This is a genomic window from Sphingobacterium endophyticum, from assembly GCF_009733535.1.
GTDB classification, from domain to species: Bacteria; Bacteroidota; Bacteroidia; order Sphingobacteriales; family Sphingobacteriaceae; genus Sphingobacterium; species Sphingobacterium endophyticum.
Window position 1 is genome coordinate 513,435 of the sequence record NZ_SMMI01000003.1, and the last position, 25,838, is coordinate 539,272.

At 37.4% G+C, this 25,838-nt stretch carries 28 protein-coding genes; 16 read left to right on the forward strand and 12 right to left on the reverse strand.

Annotated features, from left to right (window positions below; translation table 11 throughout):
* Positions 1–5 precede the first annotated feature (5 nt).
* Genes hisIE through E0Y80_RS05235 form a run of 10 tightly spaced genes read right to left on the reverse strand, consistent with a single transcriptional unit; the run spans position 6 to position 8,282 of the window.
* Positions 6–593, reverse strand: a complete 588-nt coding sequence (gene hisIE, locus E0Y80_RS05190; RefSeq protein WP_197091494.1) for a bifunctional phosphoribosyl-AMP cyclohydrolase/phosphoribosyl-ATP diphosphatase HisIE — start codon at positions 591–593, stop codon at positions 6–8.
* A gap of 13 nt (positions 594–606) precedes the next feature.
* Positions 607–1,362, reverse strand: a complete 756-nt coding sequence (hisF, locus tag E0Y80_RS05195; protein WP_156306351.1) for an imidazole glycerol phosphate synthase subunit HisF — start codon at positions 1,360–1,362, stop codon at positions 607–609.
* A gap of 1 nt (position 1,363) precedes the next feature.
* Positions 1,364–2,116 carry a 1-(5-phosphoribosyl)-5-[(5-phosphoribosylamino)methylideneamino]imidazole-4-carboxamide isomerase gene (locus E0Y80_RS05200; RefSeq protein ID WP_156306354.1) on the reverse strand — a complete coding sequence of 251 codons (753 nt, stop codon included), beginning with the start codon at positions 2,114–2,116 and terminating at the stop codon, positions 1,364–1,366.
* A gap of 17 nt (positions 2,117–2,133) precedes the next feature.
* The gene (hisH, locus tag E0Y80_RS05205; protein ID WP_156306356.1) at positions 2,134–2,724 is read right to left on the reverse strand and encodes an imidazole glycerol phosphate synthase subunit HisH; all 591 of its coding nucleotides are present in this window, start codon (positions 2,722–2,724) and stop codon (positions 2,134–2,136) included.
* 39 nt (positions 2,725–2,763) lie between these two features.
* A complete protein-coding gene (hisB, locus tag E0Y80_RS05210) occupies positions 2,764–3,903 on the reverse strand; it encodes a bifunctional histidinol-phosphatase/imidazoleglycerol-phosphate dehydratase HisB (protein ID WP_156306358.1) in 1,140 nt (379 codons plus the stop codon).
* A 6-nt stretch (positions 3,904–3,909) separates the two neighbouring features.
* Positions 3,910–4,962: a histidinol-phosphate transaminase gene (hisC, locus tag E0Y80_RS05215; RefSeq protein ID WP_156306360.1), complete on the reverse strand. Its 1,053-nt coding sequence runs from the start codon at positions 4,960–4,962 to the stop codon at positions 3,910–3,912.
* 54 nt (positions 4,963–5,016) lie between these two features.
* Positions 5,017–5,928, reverse strand: coding sequence for a ribonuclease Z (locus E0Y80_RS05220; protein WP_156306610.1), 912 nt, complete (start codon positions 5,926–5,928; stop codon positions 5,017–5,019).
* A gap of 4 nt (positions 5,929–5,932) precedes the next feature.
* Positions 5,933–6,310, reverse strand: a complete 378-nt coding sequence (locus E0Y80_RS05225; protein ID WP_156306362.1) for an STAS domain-containing protein — start codon at positions 6,308–6,310, stop codon at positions 5,933–5,935.
* 23 nt (positions 6,311–6,333) lie between these two features.
* Complete coding sequence (locus tag E0Y80_RS05230; RefSeq protein ID WP_156306364.1) at positions 6,334–7,278, reverse strand: phosphoribosylaminoimidazolesuccinocarboxamide synthase; 945 nt, start codon at positions 7,276–7,278, stop codon at positions 6,334–6,336.
* 32 nt (positions 7,279–7,310) lie between these two features.
* The gene (locus E0Y80_RS05235) at positions 7,311–8,282 is read right to left on the reverse strand and encodes a PhoH family protein (protein WP_156306366.1); all 972 of its coding nucleotides are present in this window, start codon (positions 8,280–8,282) and stop codon (positions 7,311–7,313) included.
* A gap of 254 nt (positions 8,283–8,536) precedes the next feature.
* Here E0Y80_RS05235 and E0Y80_RS05240 point away from each other — a divergent pair, with 254 nt between their 5' ends.
* Positions 8,537–9,325: an SAM hydrolase/SAM-dependent halogenase family protein gene (locus E0Y80_RS05240; RefSeq protein WP_156306368.1), complete on the forward strand. Its 789-nt coding sequence runs from the start codon at positions 8,537–8,539 to the stop codon at positions 9,323–9,325.
* A gap of 409 nt (positions 9,326–9,734) precedes the next feature.
* Here the strand turns inward: E0Y80_RS05240 and E0Y80_RS05245 are convergent, their stop codons facing one another.
* Positions 9,735–10,367 (reverse strand): hypothetical protein, encoded by a 633-nt coding sequence (locus E0Y80_RS05245; RefSeq protein ID WP_156306369.1) that lies wholly within the window; start codon positions 10,365–10,367, stop codon positions 9,735–9,737.
* A 6-nt stretch (positions 10,368–10,373) separates the two neighbouring features.
* Positions 10,374–11,687: an LVIVD repeat-containing protein gene (locus E0Y80_RS05250; RefSeq protein ID WP_156306372.1), complete on the reverse strand. Its 1,314-nt coding sequence runs from the start codon at positions 11,685–11,687 to the stop codon at positions 10,374–10,376.
* Between the two features lie 206 nt (positions 11,688–11,893).
* On the opposite strand from E0Y80_RS05250, the gene E0Y80_RS05255 reads away from it, so the two are divergent.
* The 15 genes from E0Y80_RS05255 to E0Y80_RS05325 all read left to right on the forward strand — a co-directional run bounded on the left by E0Y80_RS05255 (position 11,894) and on the right by E0Y80_RS05325 (position 25,832).
* Entirely contained in the window at positions 11,894–12,445 is a 552-nt protein-coding gene (locus E0Y80_RS05255) for a hypothetical protein (protein ID WP_156306374.1), read from the forward strand.
* 58 nt (positions 12,446–12,503) lie between these two features.
* Positions 12,504–14,339 (forward strand): ABC transporter ATP-binding protein, encoded by a 1,836-nt coding sequence (locus E0Y80_RS05260; RefSeq protein WP_156306376.1) that lies wholly within the window; start codon positions 12,504–12,506, stop codon positions 14,337–14,339.
* A 97-nt stretch (positions 14,340–14,436) separates the two neighbouring features.
* On the forward strand, positions 14,437–14,814 hold the full coding sequence (locus tag E0Y80_RS05265) for a YtxH domain-containing protein (RefSeq protein ID WP_156306378.1): 378 nt from the start codon (positions 14,437–14,439) through the stop codon (positions 14,812–14,814).
* A 50-nt stretch (positions 14,815–14,864) separates the two neighbouring features.
* Entirely contained in the window at positions 14,865–15,524 is a 660-nt protein-coding gene (locus E0Y80_RS05270) for a heme exporter protein CcmB (protein ID WP_156306380.1), read from the forward strand.
* Complete coding sequence (gene ccsA / locus E0Y80_RS05275) at positions 15,481–16,200, forward strand: cytochrome c biogenesis protein (RefSeq protein WP_231595932.1); 720 nt, start codon at positions 15,481–15,483, stop codon at positions 16,198–16,200. Before E0Y80_RS05270 ends, ccsA begins: the two co-directional genes overlap by 44 nt.
* Before the next feature lies 1 nt (position 16,201).
* A complete protein-coding gene (locus E0Y80_RS05280) occupies positions 16,202–16,405 on the forward strand; it encodes a CcmD family protein (RefSeq protein ID WP_156306384.1) in 204 nt (67 codons plus the stop codon).
* A gap of 13 nt (positions 16,406–16,418) precedes the next feature.
* Positions 16,419–17,402 (forward strand): DUF6427 family protein, encoded by a 984-nt coding sequence (locus E0Y80_RS05285; RefSeq protein WP_156306386.1) that lies wholly within the window; start codon positions 16,419–16,421, stop codon positions 17,400–17,402.
* A 175-nt stretch (positions 17,403–17,577) separates the two neighbouring features.
* On the forward strand, positions 17,578–18,921 hold the full coding sequence (locus E0Y80_RS05290; protein WP_156306388.1) for a BamG family beta-barrel-assembly machinery protein: 1,344 nt from the start codon (positions 17,578–17,580) through the stop codon (positions 18,919–18,921).
* A 3-nt stretch (positions 18,922–18,924) separates the two neighbouring features.
* Complete coding sequence (gene lptC / locus E0Y80_RS05295; RefSeq protein ID WP_156306390.1) at positions 18,925–19,524, forward strand: LPS export ABC transporter periplasmic protein LptC; 600 nt, start codon at positions 18,925–18,927, stop codon at positions 19,522–19,524.
* 150 nt (positions 19,525–19,674) lie between these two features.
* Complete coding sequence (locus E0Y80_RS05300) at positions 19,675–21,774, forward strand: peptidylprolyl isomerase (RefSeq protein ID WP_156306391.1); 2,100 nt, start codon at positions 19,675–19,677, stop codon at positions 21,772–21,774.
* A gap of 65 nt (positions 21,775–21,839) precedes the next feature.
* On the forward strand, positions 21,840–22,355 hold the full coding sequence (locus E0Y80_RS05305) for a DUF2480 family protein (protein WP_156306393.1): 516 nt from the start codon (positions 21,840–21,842) through the stop codon (positions 22,353–22,355).
* Positions 22,356–22,385: 30 nt separating this feature from the next.
* A complete protein-coding gene (locus tag E0Y80_RS05310) occupies positions 22,386–23,177 on the forward strand; it encodes a DUF3108 domain-containing protein (RefSeq protein WP_156306395.1) in 792 nt (263 codons plus the stop codon).
* A gap of 1 nt (position 23,178) precedes the next feature.
* Positions 23,179–23,745, forward strand: a complete 567-nt coding sequence (locus tag E0Y80_RS05315; RefSeq protein WP_156306397.1) for a DUF3109 family protein — start codon at positions 23,179–23,181, stop codon at positions 23,743–23,745.
* A gap of 53 nt (positions 23,746–23,798) precedes the next feature.
* Positions 23,799–24,773: a polyprenyl synthetase family protein gene (locus tag E0Y80_RS05320; protein ID WP_156306399.1), complete on the forward strand. Its 975-nt coding sequence runs from the start codon at positions 23,799–23,801 to the stop codon at positions 24,771–24,773.
* 3 nt (positions 24,774–24,776) lie between these two features.
* Positions 24,777–25,832 (forward strand): TerC family protein, encoded by a 1,056-nt coding sequence (locus E0Y80_RS05325; protein WP_156306401.1) that lies wholly within the window; start codon positions 24,777–24,779, stop codon positions 25,830–25,832.
* Positions 25,833–25,838: the final 6 nt, after the last annotated feature.

Sequence of the window (25,838 nt, forward strand, 5' to 3'; positions counted from 1 at the left end):
GGATATTATTGGTGCCTACCCTCCAAATTCTTGGCTATTACTTCCAAATTCATTCCTTTTTCCTTTAGTAGGACGATTAGATGGAACAGCAAATCCGAAGTTTCATTTATAAAATCATTTTCTGATTCTGTTAATGCTGCAATTACAGTTTCTACAGCTTCTTCTCCAACTTTCTGAGCAATTTTATTAATCCCTCTTGATCTCAGTCTATTCACATAAGATTCATCGTTTGGAAAATCAATACGATGCTGAACTATTCGCTCCAATTGAAGAAGGAAATTTTGATTAAATTCCGTATTAAAACAACTACGGCTTCCCGTATGACAGGTAGGACCTATAGGATTTACCTTAATCAATAGGGTATCCTGATCGCAATCAAGATGTGTACTGACAACATGAAGAAAGTTTCCGCTCTCCTCCCCCTTAGTCCACAATCTGTCCTTACTCCTTGAAAAGAAGGTTACTTTTTTCTCTTCTTGAGTTTTCGCCCAGGCTTCCTCGTTCATATATCCAAGCATTAAAACCTCTAGGGTCTGATAGTCTTGAATTACAACAGGAACAAGGCCCTCGCCTTTATTAAAATCAATAATCATGTTATCAGTATAATCAACGTCTAACGGGAATCCCATTAACGTGCAATGTTTCTTTTAATTCTGGAATCAGAATCTCACCATAGTGAAAAACTGAAGCCGCCAAAGCAGCATCCACCTGTGCTTGCTGGAAAACATCAACAAAATGCTGCTGATTCCCCGCTCCGCCTGATGCTATCAATGGAATGTGAATGGTATCATTGATCTTTTTTAAAAGTCCATTATCAAACCCATTCTTTGTCCCATCGTGATCCATAGAGGTAAGGAGAATTTCTCCAGCACCCCTATTTTCAGCTTCTTTAATCCAATCTTCCGTTTGGATATCCGTTATATCACGGCCTCCACGCAGATGCACATAGTTCTTTCCATCTACAAAACGTGTATCAACTGCTAATACCACAAACTGTACCCCAAATGCTTTAGCAAATTCATCCAGTAGTTGGGGATTTCGAACCGCAGCAGAATTAATTGATATTTTATCTGCTCCTGCATTCAATAGGACATCGGCATCTGATAATTCATTAATACCTCCCCCAATTGTAAAGGGAATATTTATTTGACTGGCAACAGCTTTAACAAGATCCACTGTAGTTTTTCTACGTTCGTGGGTCGCTGTAATATCTAAGAATACCAACTCGTCTGCACCCTGTTGCGAATATTGCCAAGCCAATTCAACCGGATCACCAGCATCCCGAAGATCAACAAAATTGACCCCTTTGACCGTCCGCCCATCCTTAACATCCAAACATGGAATTATTCGCTTTGCCAGCATCTTAAAAACTAATTAATGCCTTTAAATTCCAATCCTTGATTTCTTCAATCGTAATTCGGTTCTCGTAAATGGCTTTTCCCACAACAACAGATTCCATTTTCCCCAGGTTATTCAATTCTTCAATATCCTTCATCGAACTGATCCCTCCAGAACCTATCAATTTAATGATCGGTGAATGATCCAATAATTTCTTATACAATTCTACGCCTGCACCTCCTAATTTTCCATCTTTACTGATATCTGTACATAGAAAACGATAGAAACCCAATCCTAAACATTTATCAATGTATTCAATCAATTTAATGGGAGAACTTTCAAGCCAACCCGAATATTTAATGACCTCATCCAAAACATCAATGGCAATAACAATATGATCTGCATATTTTATTCTGCCTTCATTTAGTTTGCTAAGCTCTTCTAGAAACGTTGGATTTGTAATGGCTTGTGTCCCTACAATAACGCGATAAACTCCTGCATCTACTAACTCCTTAACCTTTTCAATGCTGCGAACCCCTCCGCCATATTGAACTTTCATCTCAGTTCTTCTAATAATCTCAAATAAATATTCTTGATTGCTAAAATCACCTTTTGCTCCATTTAAATCAATGATATGAACGATTTCGGTACCATTCGCATGGTATTTATCGATTTGCTCTTCTAAGGTTATTGGATAAGTGGTAACATCTTCATAGTTACCTTCTCTTAGGCGGACAACCTGTTTGTCCAAAACATCAATTGCAGGAATAATATACATAGTCTAAAAAAATTCATTTATAATTCATTAAAATTCAGTAACAACTGTTCCCCAACTTTCCCAGATTTCTCCGGGTGAAATTGTACAGCCCAAAAGTTGTCGCGCGAAATTGCTGCCGAAAACGGCAATCCATAGTTACATGTGGCTATGCCATAGGTCAATTCATGCTCAATGTAATAAGAATGAACGAAATAAAAATAGGAATTATTGGGAATATCCTTAAATAGAGGGCAATTATTTTGAAAATCAATGCTATTCCAGCCCATATGTGGTACCTTTTCTGCGACTCGACCTTCAAAATGTAACGTCTTTAATGGTATGATACCTAACAGATCAGCATTACCTTCCTCAGAATAGTCCGTTAACAACTGCATTCCTACACAAATCCCTAAAACCGGTTTCTTTAATGACTTTATCGTCTCCGAAAGTCCCGATTCCACTAATTTCTGCATAGCTGCGCCAGCATGTCCTACCCCCGGAATAATAATCTTGTCGTATAGATCAAAATCTGTTGGACTATTGATCATCCCATACGAAATGTCCAAACGCTTAAGTGCTGCTGTTATCGAAAATATATTCCCGGCACCATAATTAACTATTCCAATCATAACCCCTATTGATAAAACCCCTCAAATCCAATTTCGTTTTTATAATAATCCTTTTGTACTCGGAAGTTGCATATTGTCAACATCACGACGAACGGCTTTTTTGATCGTCTTTGCAAAAGCCTTAAAGATAGCCTCAATTTTATGATGCTCATTTTCGCCAGTTGCCTGAATATTCAAATTAGATTTTGAAGCATCCGAAAAGGATTTGAAAAAATGGAAAAACATCTCCGTAGGCATGTCCCCAATCTTCTCACGCTTGAATTCAGCATTCCAAACAATCCAGTTGCGACCGCCAAAATCTATGGCTACCTGAGCTAAACAATCGTCCATAGGTAAGGTATAGGCATATCTTTCAATCCCACGCTTATTTCCCAATACCGATAAAAAGATTTCTCCCAATGCAATACCGGTATCCTCTATCGTATGGTGCTCATCGATATGTAGATCTCCTTTTGCCTTGATCGTTAGGTCCAAAGCACCATGACGGGCCAATTGATCTAACATATGGTCAAAGAAGGGTAGGCCAGTCTCGATATCAGACTTCCCACTTCCATCTAAATTCAATTTAATATAAATATCTGTTTCGTTGGTCTTACGATGATGTTCGCCAGTACGACTTCCCAACTTCAAGAATTCATAGATTGATTTCCAATCACTGGTTTCCAATCCAATGGAATCTTCGCAAATTTCAACATTTTCATGTTTTCCCAATTCATCATTATTTCTCAACCAGATTACTTTTGCGCCCAGATTCTGTGCTAATTTAACATCGTTCACCCGATCCCCAATCACAAAAGAGTTTGCCAGATCATATTTCGAATCATCAAAATATTCCTTCAGCATTCCTATCCCTGGTTTGCGGGTATCGGCATTTTCGTGTGGAAATGTCTTATCAATATGCTCTCTCACGAAGGTTACACCCTCCCCAGCAAAAGTATCCAATACAAATTTATGTACCGGCCAAAAGTTCTCTTCAGGATGAGAAGCTGTTCCCAAGCCATCTTGATTGCTCACCAAAACGAGCTCATAATCTAATTCCTTCGCAATTTTCGGCAGATACTGAAGTGCTCCTGGATAAAATTTCAATTTGGCAAATGAATCAATTTGCTCGTCTTCGGGCTCTAAAATCAATGTCCCATCCCTATCAACAAACAAAACTCTTTTTAACTGATCAGCCATTATTCCTTATTTATAAAATTGTTGGATTTCTTCTATTAGTCTCTCGTTTTCTACTTTGGTCCCTACTGTAATTCGAAGGCAGCCTTCACATAGGGCGACTTTTGACCTGTCACGTACAATAATACCACGGTCTACCAAAGAAGCATATAATTCTCTCGGTTGTTCTAATTTCACTAAAATAAAATTAGCATCTGAAGGTGTAATATGTTCAACCTGCGATATCCCACTTAATTTCTCTGCTAATATTTCGCGTTCCTCAACGGTCGTCTTGATCCATGCGTTGACCATTTCAACATTTTCCAATGCCTCAAGAACTAAATCCTGTGTCGCCTGATTAATGTTATAGGGTGGTTTGATTTTATTAAATACTTCAATAATCTCTTTACTTGCAAACGCCAATCCTAAGCGCAATGCAGCTAATCCCCATGCCTTTGATAAGGTTTGTAGTACTACCAAATTTGGAAATTCTGCTAGGGCATGCGTGAATGATTTTTGCTTAGAATAATTGATATAAGCCTCATCAACAACCACTAGTCCTTTGAAATTTAGTAAAAGTGTTTCAATATCTAGTGGATTAATACTATTCCCAGTAGGATTATTGGGCGAACAGATGAAAATCATTTTCGTATGCATATCCAATGCTTCTGCAATTCCATCCATATCCAATTGGAAATCCTTCGTAAGGTTTACCTTGCGAACTTCTACATCATTTATATTGGCCGACACCTCGTACATTCCGTATGTTGGGGGCACTAAGATGACATTGTCTAATTTAGGAGTACAAAAAGCTCGGTATAGAAGATCTATTGCTTCGTCTGAGCCATTTCCTAAAAACATATTCTCAGCCGGAACACCTTTGATCTTCGACAATTTCTCTTTAACGCGATGTTGTAGTGGATCCGGATAACGATTGTAATCATGTGGAAGTGGAGAGCCAAAAGCGTTCTCATTAGCATCCAAAAAGATTGATGCTTCTCCCTTGAATTCATCTCGTGCCGAAGAATACGGCACCATTTTCTTGATATTATCTCGAAGTAGTCCGGTTAAGTTGAATGACATGGTATTAGTCTAAAAATTTCGAGCTGTAAATATGGGTAAAATTATACAAAATCACTAAACTAAAAACCATTTCCCCTCAACAGACAACTCTGTTTTAGGAAATATATGCTGAGCTTCCTCCAATAAAGGCTGTAAGGTTCTATATCGCGCTGAATAATGTCCTAACAAAAGTTTTTTAACATGTGTTTCCTTTGCAATTTCAGCTGCTTCTAAGGAAGTTGTATGAAATGTTTCCTTTGCCCGATCTACCATATCATGCAAAAACGTGCTTTCATGATATAATAAATCAACTCCTTCAATGGATTTTAAATAAATCGGATGCCTTACCGTATCCGAACAGAAAGCATAGCTCCTGGATTCCGGGGCCGGCAAGGTCAATTCACAGGCAGGATATTTGTTCCCCTGTGGATCTTCGTAATCAATCCCCTTCTTGATGGAGGCAAAAAATACTTTTGGTATTTTCAGCTCCTCCACTTTCTCTGCGATTAAAGTCGCTGCACGCTTCCCTTCATCGAATCGAAATCCAGTACACGCAATCCTATGAATTAATGGAAAAGAACTGACCGTTAACATGCGGGATTCATAGATAACCTCTTCTTTTTCCGGATTAGTAGGATGAAAAATGATTTGATAACGGATTACCGTCTCTGAATATTTAAAATGTAGTTCTAAAATTTCCTTTAATGGTTCTGGACCGTAAATATGCAGATCCGCCTTTCTACCGACCAGATGCATGGAAGATACCAGTCCTACTAATCCCAAGTAATGATCCCCATGCAAATGACTGATAAAAATATGGTCTATACGATTACTTTTGATCCCGTATTTGGAAAGTTGCATTTGAGTCCCTTCCCCACAATCGATCAAAAATAATTGTTCATTATAATTCACTACTTGAGATGTGGGATGCCGTTCGAACATTGGAGTGGCCGAACTATTCCCCAGAATTAATACCTCAAACCGCAACATATTACTGCTGTTCTTCCTTAAGATCCAAACGAATCTCATTGCCAAAAATCAAATCTTTGGCCTTTTCGATATTTGGAGTAATAATAAAGTATTTATCTAAGCCTAATGAATTAATAAAATTTAAAACATCTTCATTTAGATTAGTTAAAATGAATAAGCCTCCTGAAGATTTACAAAGACGACGTGCCAATAAACCTGTACGGATACCGGCTTCATCTGTAGCTATCACATTATTCAAATCCAAGACTATATTACGTTGTCCACCAGTATTGCGGAGCATAAATTCGCCTTTCAAACTTGCGGCAGTCTCTCCGTCCAATCTCTCCCGAAGAGGTTCTATCACTACATATCTATCGTACTTATCTACCGTAAATTTCATAATTTAAATGTGTGTTAATTGTTTTATAGATTATCTAAAGCTTTTTCAACATTCTGCTCAACCCTTGCTAGCACATCACCCCCCTCAGCATACAAAAACTTCTCTCCAGTGATATGCTCAAAAAGTTCAATATAACGTTCAGAAATCGATTTTACAATTTCATCAGTCATTTCAGGTACTTTTTGGCCATCTTTACCCTGAAATCCATTCTCAATTAGCCATTGTCTCACGAATTCCTTCGACAATTGTTTTTGAGGCTCTCCATTTGCTTGACGTTCAGCATATCCCTCCGCGTAAAAATAACGGGATGAATCAGGTGTATGGATCTCATCTATCAAGTAGATCACTCCATCTTTCTTTCCAAACTCATATTTTGTATCTACCAGAATCAACCCTCTTTCTGCTGCGATCTCCGTTCCTCTCTGATACAATGCATGGGCATATTTTTCCAATTGTGAATAATCTTCCTCAGATACGATTCCTCTTGCGATAATGTCAGCCCTAGAAATATCTTCATCATGTCCAACATCTGCTTTCGTAGAAGGGGTGATAATCGGCACCGGCAATTTATCATTTTCTTTTAATCCTTCAGGCAATTCAACTCCGCACAATTCACGACCACCATCCCGATAGGTTCTCCATAGATGTCCTGAAACATATCCACGGATGACCATCTCAACCTTGAAGGGTTCACATTTTTTACCAATTGTAACATTTGGGTCCGGCACGGATGCCACCCAATTCGGAAGAATATCAGCTGTAGCCTTAAGAAATTTGGATGCAATCTGGTTTAAAACCTGTCCTTTGTAAGGAATCGCCTTAGGCAATACCACATCAAACGCTGAGATGCGATCGGATGCAACCATCACCAAATAGTCTTCACCAATACTATATACATCTCTTACTTTTCCTCTATAGAATGCTGTCTGTCCTTTGAAATTAAAATTTGTTTCTTTTATTGTATTCATTGTGTGTGCGTCTAAACGCGTTAATTTTCTTTTTAAATATCGCCGTAAGCTTCTAAAATACGTTTTACCAATTTATGGCGAACCACATCAGAACCGCTTAAGTAAATCATATCGATGCCTTCGATGCCATCCAATATTTTCACAGCATTGACTAATCCTGACTGGGTCTTTTTTGGTAAATCGACCTGGGTCATATCGCCCGTAACGATAAATTTTGCTGTAGGCCCCATACGCGTTAAAAACATTTTCAACTGCATATCAGTCGCATTTTGAGCTTCATCCAAAATAACAAAACAGTTATCAAGTGTTCTACCACGCATAAATGCCAATGGTGCAACTTCTATTGTTCGGTTTTCAAGATATCCTTTCAGTTTCTCCGCTGGAATCATATCGTCCAACGCATCGTAGAGTGGACGTAAATATGGATCAACTTTTTCTTTTAAATCCCCAGGAAGGAAACCTAAATTCTCGCCCGCTTCAACGGCTGGCCTGGTCAGTATAATTCGCTTGATTTCTTTATTTCTCAATGCTCGAACCGCTAAGGCAACCGCGGTATAGGTTTTACCGGTACCAGCGGGACCAATTGCAAACAAGATATCATTTTTATTAATGCTGTCGACCATCCGTCTTTGATTAGGCGTACGTGCTCGAACAATAATCCCATTTGGCCCATATACTATTGGTTCGCCCTTAAAGGCTCCAGTCTTCTGTTCAGAATCATCTTTCTCTGCCAGTACTGATTTCACTGTCGTAACAGCACCTAACAAACTCTCTAATTCCAATAAGGATAGTGTCTGAAATTGATTGATGTGTGCAAGAATATCATCAAAAACCTGTTGAAATCTTGTTCTTTCACCTTCTTCACCCAAAACTTTCAAGGTACTGCCCCGAGCCACCAGACGTAACTTCGGAAATGCTTTCTTAATAAACTCAAAATTCTCATTTTGAGCTCCCCATAATGTCACCAAATTGACAACATCTAAATTGATTTCTAATTCGCTCAAATTACTTCGGTATTAATTTCCTGAATAAATCACGTCATGTCCAATTGGCGTGTAATTAAAGATATCAAAAAAACAAAAACATTATGCCTTTTCTGCTATTCTTGAATCAAAAATACAAACTAATTGAGCAGAAATAAAAGCAATTGCAAGTATTAATTCATAATAGATTTAGCAATCGGTTTACTTTTTCTATTTTTGTAATTCGCTTATTAAAATAACAGGAAATTTTTTTAGCTTCAGGCTTGCTGAACAATATGGGAGTAATTACGTTAACTACAGATTTAGGTCACCGCGATTTTTATCAAGCTGCACTCAAGGGCAGTATCATTTCGAAGTTGCCGAATGTCAGATTGGTTGACATTTCTCATGACATCCCTTCCTTTAGCATTCAGCATGCAGCTTTTGTTATTAACAACGCATATCCTTATTTTCCAAAGAATACCGTACATCTAATTGGTGTGGATACAGTTTTCCAAGAAGACTCAAGGTACCTTGCCATGTCTTATAAAGGTCAATTTTTTGTTGGCGCTGACAATGGCATATTCAGCATCATAACCGGGGAAGACAAGCCTACTGAAATGGTTGAAATCAACATCATGCAGGACCTTAGGTACTTACACTTTCCATTAGCTGATATTCTGACCAAAGCCGCCTGCCACATCGCAAATGGAGGCAAACTTAAAGACATCGGCATGCCTATCGACAATGCTGTACAGAAGGTAACATTTCAACCTATTTATAATCAAAACAGCATTAAAGGCCATGTTACATTTATAGATTCTTTTGGAAATGTAATCAGTAACATTAGCAAGGACCTTTTCAATCAAGTTCAACAAGGTCGTGATTTCATCCTTCGATTTAAAAGAAACGAAACAATCAACAATTTAAGCTGGCATTATAACGAAGTTTCAGAAGGTGAAAAATTATGTCTTTTTGGTATCAGTAACTTTTTGGAGATTGCTATTAACAAAGGACATGCAAGTCAGCTTTTAGGTCTTTATCAAGACGAAACAATCCTGGTCGAATTCCTCGACAAAAAATAACAAATCCACTTCTAACTAAGAATGTTCCACGTTTTTTTTTTAAAATGTAACTTCTTATGCTACAATCATTAGGCTGGGAATAACATAAATCCTGGCCCAGTCTATTTTTGGATATCCCCCTTGGCTTTCGTTCTAGTCTTGCTCGTGTTTTAGTCGTGTCTCGTCCGCATCTTGGCAGGACATTGTCCACAGCTCGTCCGCTTGTGAGCGGACGAGCTCCGGATAAGTTTTGGACAAGCTGTGGATGAGACACGAGCGAAACACGAGCAAAACCCGACTCACACTCAACTTTGATATAACAAAAATTCAAATGAAAATAAAAGGATAAAAAAGCCTTTATGTATAAAAAAAGGGCGACAAGTACACTTGCCACCCTACCCATTAAATGGTTATTAGGAATTACTTAATTTTAAAAGCCAAAACCAACTTTTATAGTCAGTCGATGGAGATCTTCTTTCACGGAAGACGTATAATCAGTTCTATTCAGCGGATAATAATCATAATTTAAATTATAATCATAATATGGCATAGGCATTTCAAACTTATTCTCAGTTTTGACATTTAAATACTGATAGCCTAAGGTTACGGAAAGAAAGGTAGAGTTTTCTGCCATTTTGAATCTGAGGCCAACCTCCGGGTTAATTCGGATGCCACCGTTAAGTTTCGTTTCTAGGTTAGGATTCAATTTTTCCTTTGGGGTTGAGTCCCAAACAAAACCATATCCCGCATCTAATCCTGCAATAAATCTGGTTGTTGCAGGCGCGCCGAATGTAAATCTCGCTCCTAAAGAAACGGGTATTACGGAATAGTTACTGAAATTGCTGACTAAATAGCGATCATAGCCTGTTGTTCCACCGATGGCAAAATCAGGATTTAGTAAATAACCATTAAATGTTTGGGCAGTGAATCCAGATTCTTTCATGTTCAATGAATAAGCTAGAACCCCAAATTCTGTATGGTTGATATATCGACGAAATTGTGCCGAAGCTTCTTGTATACCGGTTAAAATAAAGACAAGAAGGCAAAGGGTGTAAATCTTCATAGGTCTTTATTTTTTATCGTTAATGCTGATGCAGCTTAACTGTTTCAAGTTTGCTTTGTTGGAATAGTCAAATTGGCATATCGACTGCGGGCCTAGAACAATTAATGACTTTGGTCCGGCAATGATATCACGGCTCTTTAGGTCATCTAGGTATTGGATTTGATTGTCTTTGATATTGAGTACATCTTTGACATTAAAACTTTTTAGTCCAAAGTCACCTTCACTCAGGTATAGGAAATCACCACTTAATGCAAGTCCATGCGGATGAGCCATATCGTACACTTTGACCTGTTTTGGTTTTTTAAGGTCCTTAATATCCACCACTTCCAAAACATTTTGTGAACCTCCACATACCGTACCAGTGCGTAAAGTTACGAAGGCATAATTATCATTGACAACGACAGGATCGCAAGCCAGTACATGGTTATATGTTGCAATTTCCACAGGTTTGGTAGGTACACTGATATCTAAAATATGCATTCCGTTATTGGCTCCTACAAACAGAGAATTTTTGTAAGGGAATAAAGTTTCTATACCAAATCCAAGTTTAACCTCATTGACATATTTTGGGGATTTAGGGTTCTGTAGTGTAAAATTTTTGACCCTATCTTGAAAGATGGAGTATAAATAATTCGAAGAAATTGCGAATCTCGCTAAAGATCCTGCTATTCCGATCTGGTTACCTGATCCGGAGTTATTCGATCCTGAACCAGAATTATTGTAGCTTCCAGTCGATGAATCATAGTAAACGAGATCCTTTTGATCCGGATAATAAGTCTCTTCATATGTTGAATTGACGATAGTATCCTTGTAAGCAATAATACTGACAGGATCGTTATCGGTTATGACATCTCGGTTTCCGGTTTGTGATTTATAGGTAACTGAGAAAACGTCTTTTTGTCGATCTATAAGAACAGGTTTATTAATATCAGAGATATCGAAAGTTAATAAATCGACTATATTATCGGCGTAAAGGTGGTCATTTTGAATACCTAGATCAAAGTTTCCCAAGATCGGCAGGAAACCGATGGCTTTAGGGTCTGCAGGATTTGTGTTGTTGTAAATATGAATTCCTTTATTTGGCTCATTGACAAATAAATAATCTTTATACAGGTAAATCTTTCCGGTAGATTCAAAAGGTTTTGGTTCAACGATTGTAAATGTAGAGGACCTGACATCTCCCATGGTGAGATAAATAGGGACTTTAGTCTCATATGTTTCATCAACATGAAATTTGTCACAGCCGGAGAAAGTAAAAAATAGCAGCAGAGGCACAAATAAACCAAGCCGATTCAAAAAGCGATGGATAGCATTTTTCATAAAATAAGATTAATAGTTATTTGGTATTTAATTTAGATACGTAAACAATTAATAATACGCTACAAATCAGAAGTAAAATTTCTCGATTTTGTGAAAAATATCAGATAAAAAGGAGCGCCGATAGTCTATAGTTTAAAAAAAAGGCAGTAAAATTGCTTGTAAAGTATGCTTAACAGGCGAGCTATAAGATTTCACTCAAAAAGAAAATGAAAAAGAATCTCATAATAATTTTAATACTTATATCGATTACTCAGGTCCTTTTTGCTCAGGACAGTACAGCAGTCAAGGCGGATTCCCTGACATTTGAATCCCAAAGGGAACGGGTCAATCATTTATTAGATGAGCGGAGTCGAAGATTTGGTGAATATGACCAATCCTTGGAAAAGAAGACGGGTGTCTTTGGATTATTTAAGACGAAGGGTGATATGCAAAAATCGATAGATATCCTTCGGCAGGTAGTATTAAACGACAACAATATATTTTTGGAAACCCGAAAGTTATTGGATTTGAAGGATGCGCAGAGTGAACGCTATCAGCGTTTAGCTGCTGAATATGACGCTCAGGTATCTGCATATATGAAGACGATTACGAAGCTTCAGAATGAAAATGACAAACTTCGGGGGGATCTAGGCAATATGGAGACATCTGATCGAGGGAGTGGGATTATGCTCTATTTGGCTGGAATTCTCATTATTACGTTAATAATAGTATTGATTTACCAATACCGCAGGCATAAACCCAAAAAATTGACGGAATAGTGATAAGAAGACCTATTTATATTGGTACTTTTGCTCGAGAAGAGAAATAAAATAGTAAATGGCCAGACCGAGATTGAATAGTGGTGATACCCATTCGGAGGATTTACCTAAACCGAAGTTAAGCAAGGATATACTTAGAAAAGCTTTAATGATATTTTCATATATCAAGCCTTTCAAATGGAAATTTATTATTGGGATGCTGTTTTTAATCCTATCGAGTTTATCGATGTTGACCTTTCCAGCCTTACTGGGAGCGATGATCGATGCAGCTCAAGGAAAACAAACGTATACATGGCTACCAGCAAGTGTTACGTATATCGGGGGCATTTCTCTAATTATTCTATCTTTTCAATCCATTATTTCTTTTTTTAGGATCCGCTTGTTTGTTGAGATTGCTGAAAAATCATTAGCCAATATTCGAAAAGACACTTACCATAGGCTTATTACCTTACCGATAGAATTTTTTGCCAACCGCAGAGTTGGGGAATTAAACAGTAGACTTTCTTCCGATCTATCACAAATTCAAGATACGATGACGACTACATTGGCAGAAATGCTACGTCAGGCAATCAGCTTAAGTTTAGGTGTTGTATTATTGGTCTTAGTATCGCCGAAATTAGCACTCATGAACTTGTGTATATTACCGGTTATTATTGTTGTTGCTATAATTTTTGGACGGTTTATCCGAAATCTTTCACGGGAATCCCAAGATAAGCTAGCAGAGTCGAACTCAGTAGTTCAAGAAACCTTATTAGGCATCAGCAATGTAAAAGCTTTTGTCAATGAATATTTTGAGTCTAAGAGATATTCAGAAAAACTAAACCAATCGGTAGCCTTAGCTGTAAAAGGGGCAACCTATCGAGGTATTTTTGCGTCCTTTATCATTTTTGCCATCTTTGGCGCTGTAATCGTTGTGATTTGGTATGGAGCGTCTTTGGTTTCATTACAAGAGATTTCTGTTGGTGATTTAACGACTTACATTCTCTATTCGATGTTTGTTGCGGGATCCATGGGAAGTTTCCCAGAGCTTTACGCCAGCATTCAGAGGGCCCTAGGAGCAAGTGAGCGGGTACTTGAGATCTTAAATGAACCGAAAGAAGATATTCAAGTAAATGAGGAAGATAAAGACATTAAAGTAGAACTACATGGCGATATAGAATTTGAAAATGTATCATTTAATTATCCGACACGACCAGATCTTACGATATTGAAGGATGTCTCCTTTCATGTTAAGTCGGGCAAGAAGTTAGCCATAGTTGGTCCGAGTGGGACTGGAAAATCCACGATTGCATCCTTGATCTTACAGTTCTATCAACCCACTAGCGGTACCGTACGCTACGATGGTATTCCAGCAAACAAATTAGCATTGACGGACATTAGAAATCAAGTTGCGGTAGTTCCACAAGATGTACTTTTATTTGGGGGTACGATCCGGGAGAATATCAGTTATGGAAATCTAGAAGCAGAAGCCGATGCTATCATCACAGCTGCGAAAAGAGCAAATGCACATAATTTCATTATGGATTTTCCGGAGGGCTATGACACGGTTGTAGGAGAGCGTGGCGTTAAGCTTTCAGGAGGCCAACGACAACGGATTGCCATTGCCAGGGCATTATTAAAAGATCCATCAATCTTAATATTAGACGAAGCGACCTCATCGTTGGATTCAGAATCTGAGCGTATGGTCCAACAGGCATTGGTTGAATTGATGCGCAATCGTACTTCGATCATTATAGCGCATCGATTGTCTACAATAAAGGATGCGGACATGATTATCGTATTAGAAGACGGTATTATTTCAGACATGGGTACCCATCAAGAATTGATGGAAAAAGGTGGCGGTTTGTACCAACATCTCTACACATTACAGTCCTTACAAGTCGTTGAAAGTTAATTTTTGTTAATTTATAAAGATTGAAAACATTTTGGCTTACACCTTGTTTAATATCAACAGAACATATAAGACTAAATAGGATAAAAAATATAGAATCATGGAAAAAAATAGAAATGGATTAGTGGCATTTGCCCTACTTGGATTAGCCGTTGGTACAGCAGCATATTATTTATTAGGAACAGAAGATGGGAAAAAGCAATTAGACCGTGCGAATGATGGTATTAAGAGTTTAACAAAATCCATTAAGGACCTATCGAAGAAAGAGGCAAAAAGAGCATCAAAATTAGCTAAATCGGCAAAGGAAGATTTAGAGAATTTGAAAGATCGCGCAAAGAATGCTGGGCGTGATGTATTAGATAAAGCATCTTCAAAAGCAAATGAATGGGCAAATAAGGCATCAGATGCGGCACACAGCTTAGGAAATAAAGCAGAAGAAGTTGCTGACAAGGCAAAATCAGAAATTAAAAACGCTTAATTTAAGACCAACAATACGATGCTCGATAGATTGATGTATCTTTGCAGAACATGAATCTTTTAGCACAAGTAAAAACATTAATATATAAAGATGTTGTTTTAGAATGGCGATCAAAATATGCCATCAACAGTATCTTACTTTATGTGGTATCCACAGTATTTGTATGCTATCAGTCATTCAAATCTGTGGATACTATTGTTTGGAACACCTTGTTCTGGATTATTTTATTGTTTGCGGCAATCAATGCGATGAGCAGGAGTTTCGTTCAAGAAACGGGTCATCGTCATTTATATTATTATTCTATTGTGAGTCCAAAGGCCATTATTTTGGCAAAAATCATCTACAATTCGGTATTGATGGTTTTATTATCGACTACAGCCTTTATCATCTACAACTTAATATTTAAGAGCCAGGCGGAGAATTTAGGGATTTATTGTTTGGCGATTTTTTTAGGGAGCATCAGTTTCGCGACGGTTTTTACGATGGTTGCTGCAATAAGCGCGAAAGCGGGCAATAACAGTACGATCATGGCAATCTTGAGTTTTCCAGTTATTATTCCGTTATTAATCGTATTAATCAAGTTATCACAAAACGCGGTAAATGGCAGTTCAATAGGAGATAATTGGGCAGATATCGCTGTTTTATTGGCAATTAATATCGTCACGATTGCTATTTCTTTGCTGTTATTTCCTTACCTTTGGCGAGATTGATTTTTTTGTTCTTATGAGAAAACGTTGGTGGAAAATTTTGGCAGTTGTCATGGTCGCGAGTACCATTATAGGCGGACTGCTTGGCCCCGTTCCCGTACTACCTATTCTAAATGAAACTATCCGTAATGTATATTTCCACGTACCTATGTGGTTTACGATGATGGTTTTATATTTGATATCCTTGATTTACAGTATCAAATATTTAAATTCTGGAAAAAGGGAATATGATTTTATGGCTGTAGAAGCTGTGAATACGGGCATTATCTTTTGTGCCTGCGGTTTAATGACCGGGATGTTATGGGCAAACATAACATGGGGAACGCCATGGACCAATGATCCACAACTCAATGGGGCAGCCATTGCGACCTTGATGTATTTGGCGTATTTAGTATTAAGAAATGCCTTAGAAGAGGAGCAAAAACGAGCTAAGATCTCTGCGATTTACAACATTTTTGCCTTTCCGATCATGATTGTCTTAATCTATATCCTACCGAAGATGAACGATTCATTGCATCCAGGAAGCGGGGGTAATTCTACCTTTGGCGACTTGGACATGGATAATTATATGCGTCCAGTATTTTACACGGCAGTTATTGGTTGGATTTTGATTGGGTGCTGGATTGCCAGTTTAAGGTATCGTATTCGTTTAATAGAAGATAAAAGAAATAGTTTTTAAGATGAGAAATTTCCTATTCACAATTTTAGCCTTAATGATAGGGTTATCTGCAAATGCACAAGAGAAGGTACAAATGGCCGATGGACTTCGTGCGGAAGGAAAGATATATATCGTTGTAGCAGTTATGTTGGTTATCTTTCTTGCGGTTGCCATCTATTTGTTTACTATTGATCAAAAGGTAAAGAAACTGGAAAAAGATAAATAAGGATACCCTTTCTATGCTAATTAACCAACATCGATCACTTTCAGGATTAAATGTCTTTCTAGTTATTTTTGTTGGCACTATCTTATGTTTGGGGGCCTATTTACATTTACCTGAACAGCTCACGCCGGTATTATTTGAGCCTGGATTAGACCGATTGGTAGGGTTGGAATTAGGGCCTAGCTTTTCACCTTCTGCCAATGTTATGATTACCTTGGCCCTCACTTTAGTTCAAGCCTTTGCACTAAATAAAGTAGTCAATCATTACAATTTATTAGGGAAGCCGAGTTTTTTGACCTCCTTAATGTTTATGACCTTGGTAAGTCTTTTCATTCCATTTTTAGTTCTATCCCCTACCCTAATCTGTAATTTTATTACAATTTGGATGCTTCAGAAGCTTTTTAATATCTACAAGCATGTAGATATAAAAGGGATTATGTTCGACCTTGGTTTACTAGTCGCGGTAGGAAGTTTAATATATTTTCCTTTTATCGTGATGTTGCTCTTGATTTGGTCAAGCTTGGTCATATTCAGAGCATTTTATTGGCGAGAATGGGTCACGCCATTACTAGGAGTTTTAACGGTTTATTTTTTATTAGCAGTTGCATATTTCTGGTTGGAAAGGATGGATGAATTCTATCAGATTTTTCTACCATTTACCTACGCCTTTCCTACAAAATTAAACATGGATGTTCATGATTATTTTGTGTTAATTCCAGTTCTGATCGCTATAGGTGGGTTTTTATTTATTTTGAAGGACAATTTTTTTAAGAGTGTTGTTCAGATAAGGAAGAGCTTTCAGCTGTTATTTATTATGATCATCTTAATTTTTGCTTCCTTCTATCTAAATCAAGATCGATCGATAAACCATTTTTTATTGGCAGTACCGGCAATTTCGATTTACTTGGCCTATTTTTTCACACATGCCAAAGTAAAATGGTTTTACGAGACCTTATATATAGTTATTTTACTGACGATTATTTATTTTCAATTTTTCTAAGCGATTGTATAATAGGTGTTTAACCTTTTTTAACAACTTAAAAGCGTAGGATATTTAAAAAATAGATAGTTTTGTAGCAAAAATTCAGGTAATACAGCCATCATAAAAAGATTTATACACATCAAAAAGTCAAGTCAATAATTTGAATAAAGATGATGTTAAAGATCTAATTAAAATGTTAGAACAGTTGAAACTATTTTACTCTAATACGTCCCTACTTATTTTATTAGGAATAAGTTCATTCATACTTTCGAGTACGCAGACTTATGCACAATCGTCGACCTCACATTCGCCCTATTCGCAATTTGGTTTAGGCCAAATGCGTGAGGATCAATTGCCTCAAACCCGCGCTATGGGAGGTATAACGACAGCAGTAAGATTTCAGGGGGGCTTACCTGTTTTAAATATTTCCAATCCGGCTACATATTCAGGATTTAACAGAACTATTTTGGATGCGGGACTATATGGCAATGTCACTCAATTAGAAAAAAATTCAACAGCGGATAACACCGCGGATTTTGCATTCAGCCATTTTGCCTTTGGATTTACCTTAAACAAGAATAATGGTCCAAAATTAGGTGGTATTTCCTTTGGGTTGATGCCCTATTCGGATGTAGGTTATAGTACATCTGCTAGTAGGGAAATCTCCAACACACCATATCAAACAAGATTAGTTGGAGAGGGCGGCATAAACAAAGCTTATGTCGGATATGGTGTATCACCATTTAAGAATTTCAGTATCGGAGCTAACGTAGGATTTCTATTTGGAAACTTATATGACAAATCACTTATTGATTTCCCGACGAACTACGGTTTTTACAATACGGCAAAAACGGATACTAGAAGAGTAACGGGAGTGACATATGATTATGGAGCACAATATTTTCTTCCTTTAGGGAACAGAAAGAATCTGACGATAGGATATTCGGGATCATTAGACAATTCAGTACGTAGTAAGGTAACGTCAATGGTTACACGTACACAAACAGGGTCCGGGAATATTACGGAACAAGTTCCAATTGATACATCATCTATGGATGTGTTATCAAACCGCAAGATTAACCTACCATTGAAGCACAATGTTGGATTTACTTTTAGCAAGGGAGTGAATTGGATGGTTGGAGCAGATTTTAAATATGCTGATTGGTCAAAATACCAGGTACGTACTGGTGAAGAACCCTTAGGCAAGAATATTGGATTTGCATTAGGTGGACAAATCAAACCTGATCCAACATCATTAAATTATCTAAAAGTAATAGATTACAGATTAGGATTTAGGTATAACAAAACTCATATGACGGTAAACCAACAACGTATTAACGACATGGCGGTTACCGTTGGTTTAGGTTTACCATTACCAGAGACAGGATTTGGGAGAACATTTTCAAATGTTAACATTTCGGCAGAGTTCGGCCAACAAGGAACAATAAAGAGCAACTTAGTTCGTGAACGATATATCAATATTAATTTAGGCTTCACGATTAATGATGCTTGGTTTATCAGGAGAAGTTACGATTAAGAAATGCGAATTTCAGAGTTAAAGATATCGAGAATATTGCCCCTAACAATTGTTTTGCTAGGGGCAATCTTGTCAATTGCCTGTGAAAATGACACGAAAGACATTGATCGCTTGGCAAATATCAAGCAAGAGGAGGCAGTTGACATATCAAAGGATGTTACGGTTATCTATAGCGATTCAGCGAAGGTAAAAGCGGAGTTAAAGGCTCCGGAGATGCGTGTTTACCATGACAGTACGGGTAATTATGAGTTCAAGAAGGGGGTTCAGATCATCTTTTTTGATGATGAAGCTAAGGAGATGCAACGAGTTACGTCGGAATATGCTCTTCAGAAAAAGCTTGAAGGATTAACAGAGTTTCGTAAAAATGTAGTGATTACCAAAGTGGACGGTACGATTATAAAGACTGAAGAGTTGATTTATGATGAAAAGAACAAGAAGTACTTTGGTAGCCAGCCTATTACGGCAGAATATAATGATGGTAGGACCTCAGCACAGGGAACATCTTTTACTGCGGATGCCGATTTCAACGACATACGTTTCATGAATGGTACAGCGATTCATATTCCATCTGCAGACTCTCAATTACCATCATTTGGGAACTAACAGAAATTGAAGGAATTGGAATAAAAAAAATAGAGAAGTGGTAAATAGAAATTTTTACACTATTTTTTTATAAAAGTTGTATCTTGCGCCTTGTTTTTAAGAAAAAGCAAAAGAATAAAAAATATTAGCATTAAATTATAGAATATCGTTATGGGATTAATGACCTCTTTGCGAAACCGTGCGGGCTTAGTCATTTTCGTGATTGGTTTGGCAATTGTTGCATTTTTATTGGGAGATGCCATTAATGTAGGGACACCATTTTGGCAAAGAAGCCAAAATGAGGTTGGAAGCATCAATGGAGAAGGAATAGATTACCAGCAATTCAATACGCAGGTAGATCAAGCGAATCAAATGTACCAACAGCAAATGGGAGGCGCAGTTTCTCCACAAATGCGTGGATTCGCAGTTCAACAAGTATGGAATCAATTTTTAACACAAAACTTATTAACTCAAGAGATTGATAATATAGGTCTTCAAGTTGGTAAGGAAGAATTAAACAGCTTATTATTTGGGAACAATCCATCTCCACAAATTATCCAAGCGTTTACTAATCCACAAACTGGTCAATTCGACAAGAACTATTTAGCAGGAGTTATTGAACAGGCGAAAACAAACCCTGAGATGAATGCACAATGGGAAGGTTTATTAGCAAGTGTAAAAAATGAGCGTTTGAATCAAAAATACACGAACCTGATCAATAATAGTATTTACACAACATCTCTTGAAGCAGAATATGATTATAATTCACGTAATAAATTAGCGAACTTCAAATATGTGATGTTGGATTATGCATCCGTTAAAGATTCAGAAATCAAATTAACAGATGCTGATTACAAAGAGTATTACGATAAGAACAAGAATGCATTCAAAAATCCTGAGGAGATTCGTACGTTAGAGTATGTATTATTCGATGCGAAACCAAATTCAGCAGATACAGCATTGGTATTAGGAGCGATTCAAAAGTTAAAGACTGAATTACAAGCGTCGACAAATGATTCAAGCTTTGTTACGATCAATTCAGAAAACAAATATCCAGTTAGGTATTATACAAAAGGTCAGTTAAGTCCTGCCTTAGATTCAGTAGCGTTCAAAACTGCTGCGGGAACAGTTGTAGGTCCATTCTTAACTCAGAATGTATATGAAATTGCGAAGGTAATTTCTGTTAAGAACAGTCCTGATTCAGTAAATGCAAGTCATATCTTAATCAATCCAGCAACAGAAGGTGGTGTTGACAAGGCAATGGCAAAAGCGGACTCGATTAAAAATCTTATTCAAGGAGGAGCTAGTTTTGCGGCATTAGCAGTAGAATTCAGTGCCGATCCTAATAGCAAGAACAATTCAGGAGAATTAGGCACAGTAACCCGTGGAATGATTCCTGAGCTAGAAGAGACCTTATTCGAGAGTGCTGCTGGGGATGTTAAAGTTGTATCAACGAACTTTGGTGTACATGTTATCAAAATCAATAGACAGATTGGTAATTCACCGATTGCTAAATTAGCAATCGTTGATAAGAGCATCAACTCTGGTAAAGAGACGACGGATGCGTCCTATTCAAAAGCAAATCAGTTTTTCACTGCCGCTAACAAGGATAATTTTAATGATATTGCCAAACAACAGAACGTAGAGGTTTTAAAGAATGACCGTACAGTTGCCATGGACAATATGCTTGGAGGCGTTGAGGTACCGAGGGAATTAGTTCGTTGGGCATTTGAAGCGAAGAATGGTGATGTTAGCGATAAAGTTTACGAGACTACCGATAACTTTATTGTAGCACGTGTTACAAATATTCAACCAAAAGGCGTTCAACCATTAGAATCGGTTAAGACATTAATTGAGCCCGTTGTTAAGAACTTGGTAAAATCAAGAATGTTGAAAGAGAAGATGAACAATGCATTATCTGGTGCAGGTAATATTGACCAAGTTGCACAAAAATTAGGCAAGAATGTTCAAACCGTTGACAACGTAGTTTTAGCAAACCCTGTTATACCTGGAATCGCTGTAGAAAATGCAGTTGTAGGAACGGTATTTGGATTGCAACCGAATAAACCATCAAAATCAATTGAAGGCAAACAAGGCGTATATGCTGTTCAGGTCCTTGGATTTGTAAATCCAAAAGCATTAGCGGGAGAAGAACTAACAGCAACACAAAAGCAAATTACAGACGCAAAATCTCAGCGTTCTTGGGGCACGATTTTAAAGGCTCTTCAAGACAATGCTAAGATTATTGACAATCGCATTAAATTCTATTAATATAGAATTCGTTAAATTTGTAGCTGGATAACAATAGTTATCCAGCTTTTTTTATTTTTATAGAAATGGATATACAAGAGAACATTATAAACAAGGTAGCACAGAGTGGATTGCTGACGATAGATTTGGCTGAATATGCTCCAAAAGCCTCAATTGAAGTTTACGATATCAAGGAGAACTTGTTTCATGGTTTGATATTGAAAGAAAAGGATTTCAGAGAATTTATTAAAACACATGATTGGTCACAATATAAAGACAAGCACATAGGAATTATTTGTTCAGCAGACGCTATTGTTCCTACTTGGGCTTACATGTTATTGTCGACAAAAATGGCCGAACATGCTTTATCCATTCATTTTGGGGATGAAGAATATGTTCGCAAAATATTATTTGACCATGCATTATCCACTTTAGATTACACTAGATTCCAGGATGAGCGCATTGTGGTGAAAGGATGTGGGGATATCCCAGTTCCAGAGTCTGCATTTGTTACCTTTACGACACAGTTAAGTAAAGTGGCAAAAAGCGTAATGTATGGAGAACCTTGCTCCACTGTACCTGTATTCAAGCGAAAATCTTAAACTATCCGATATATTTGCTGTCCAATCCGTATGAAAAGAATAATTTCATTTATCATTTTAGGCTTATTGTTGACTAGTTCAGCAATATCACAGACTCTACCGTATTTAAAAGATCCGACGTTCAAAGCTGGTGAGGTTTTGAAATATAAGTTAAGGTATGGAATTATTTCCGCAGCAACTGGAACACTTTCAGTTCAGAATTCGAAATATAGTTTTGGTATTAATGATGCGATTCATTTATCGGCATTTGGACAGACCTCTGGTGCATTTTCAAAGTTCTATACGGTGAAGAATCAATATGATTCCTATATCGATCAGTCGAACTTCTTACCAATTCTGTATACGGAGAACATTCGAGAGAATAACTATCGTCGGGTTGAATATGCGACCTTTGACCATAAGACGAAAAAAGTGAATGGTAAGAAAGGAGTATTTACGAGTCCCACCCAACAGACCTTTGATTTGGTTTCGGCGTATTATTTTTCGAGGAATTTAGATTTTACTGGTTTAAAATCAGGAGATAAGTTCAAGATCACGTATTTTCTAAATGATGAGGTTGCGCAATTGGGTGTCGAGTATATAGGAGTTGAAAAAGTAAAATCAGTACTTGGGGAATTGGAATGTATCAAGTTAAGTCCGGAAATATCTCCGGGAAGAATTTTTAAAAAGAGCAGTCGTTTGTATCTTTGGGTCACCAATGATGGAAATCGTATCCCGGTGAAAGCCCAGGTAGAAATCTTAATTGGTTCGGTGACGATGGATTTGGTGAGTGCAGAAGGATTAAAATACCCATTAGGCAAACGAGTTAGTTATTCAAAATAAAATGATAGAAGTAGGAAATGTCCTTGTTCATGAGGATATCATCAACAATGACTTTGTGTGTAATCTGAGCAAATGCAAGGGAGTTTGCTGTATCGAGGGAGATGCAGGGGCACCATTGACTGAGGCAGAGACGAAGATATTAGCAGAAATCTATCCGAAGGTTAAGCCCTATCTTACGGAGGCAGGCATAAAAGCCATAGAAGAGCAGGGCACATCAGTTGTAGATTCCGATGGTGACCTGACGACAACCTGTGTTGGTGGCAATAAAGAGTGTGCCTACGTAACATGGGAGAATGGAATTACGAAATGTGGCATTGAAAAGGCCTATGAAATGGGAGATGTACAATGGAAAAAACCGATTTCCTGTCATCTATACCCTATCCGTGCAACGCATTATCCAGAATTTGATGTATTGCACTATGACCGTTGGTATATTTGCAAAGATGCATGTAGTTTCGGTCAAGAACTTAAAATCCCAGTTTATAAGTTCTTAAAAGACCCGTTGATTCGAGAGTATGGTGAAGAATGGTATCAACAGCTTGAAAATACCTTAGCTTCTGAAGCATAATTTTAGTATTTTTATTGCGATTCAGTCTGAACTGAAGGTCTTATACCCGATACATGTTAACATTAGACGAAATACAACTTCCTATAAAAGAACATCTCAAACGCTTTGAAAAAACCTTCAAGGCATCGATGCAGAGTTCAGCTCCATTATTAGATCGTATTACACGTTATATAATTAAGCAAAAGGGAAAACAGATGCGACCAATGTTTGTTTTCTTTTCAGCTGGCGTTTCTGGAGGCATCACGGAATCGACTTACCATGGTGCGTCTTTAGTAGAGCTGTTGCATACGGCATCCTTGGTACATGACGATGTGGTAGATAATGCGAATGAACGCAGGGGATTTTTTTCGATTAATGCGTTATGGAAAAATAAAGTTGCGGTTTTAGTTGGAGATTTTCTACTTTCAAAAGGCTTATTGCTATCGGTTAAGCATAATGAATACGATTTGTTGCGATTGGCATCAGAGGCCGTTGAGCAGATGAGTGAAGGGGAATTATTGCAAATAGAAAAGGCGAGACATTTAGATATACAAGAATCGATCTATTATGATATAATCCGCAAGAAAACGGCTAGTTTGATTGCGTCTTGCTGTGCAATTGGGGCATCTTCCGCAGGAGCAGATTCGGATACAGTTGAGAAGTTGCGTTTGTTTGGTGAGAAAGTCGGAATAGCATTCCAGATAAAGGATGATCTATTTGATTTTGGTCTTGATGATGTTGGCAAGCCTGTCGGGAACGATATAAAAGAAAAGAAAATGACTCTTCCTCTAATTTATGCGTTATCGATAGTTGATAAGGGGCAGAAAAGAAAGATCATAAGTTTGGTTAAAAACCACAATGAAGATTCACAGAAGGTTGCGGAAGTGATCAATTTCGTTAAGATAAACGGAGGATTAGATTATGCGACGGAACAAATGATGAAATATCAACAGGAAGCTTTTGATATTTTAGAAACTATCCCGAATGGCGGGGAGTATAAAAAAGGATTAGAACAATTAGTACGTTACACCACAGAAAGAAAAAAATAAAACATGAGCCACGAAGCACTTTTTATGATCGGATTTATAATATTTATAATTCTGATGTTAGCGATAGATTTAGGTCTATTTTCTAAAAGTGACAAACCAGTATCTTTAAAAGTTGCAGCCATCATGAGTGCTATATGGGTAGCATTCGCATTATTATTTGCTCTATTGCTCTATTATTGGGGTAATGAGTTACATGATGTGCACGACATGGCGAGGCTCAAGGAAGTTGTAGCAAAGCATTTCCACAATATTACGATTAATGAGAATGATCTTGCAGCAAGCTTACAGCTATACAATAAAAACTTAACCATTGAATATTTAACAGGTTATGTAGTAGAATACGCCTTATCTGTAGATAATATCTTTGTCATGGTACTCTTATTCAGTTCATTTGGTATACCAGAGAAATACTACCATAAAGTATTGGTTTGGGGAATCTTAGGAGCTATTATCATGCGTTGTATATTTATCTTCGTTGGAGCCGCATTGATTACCAAATTCGGATGGATTTTGTATGTTTTTGGAGCGTTCCTAGTGTATACCGGATTCAACATGTACATCAACCGTAATAAGGAAGAAGAAGTAGATCCAGAAAATCATCCGGTGGTAAAGTTTGCTTCCAAGCATTTTAAGGTTACTCACAAACTTGACCAAGGAAGGTTCTTCCATATCGAGAATGGCGTTAAATATATGACTCCATTGTTTTTAGTATTATTAGTCATCGAATTCACAGATTTAATTTTTGCTGTAGACTCGATTCCTGCGATATTCTCCATTACAAAAGACCCATATATCGTATTTTTCTCTAACATCTTTGCGATCTTAGGTTTAAGGTCAATGTTCTTCTTATTGATTAATATTATCCATAAATTCCATTATCTTAAAGTAGGTTTGGCATTTTTATTAATCTTTATTGGATTAAAAATGCTATTGCATAACTATTTAAAAGATTGGGGATTTACGACGACTCATTCCTTAATAGTTATTGTCGGGATTCTAGCATTAAGTATCATTGCCTCTTTGGCCTTTCCAAAGAAGCCAGATTTTGACAAAACATAACCATAA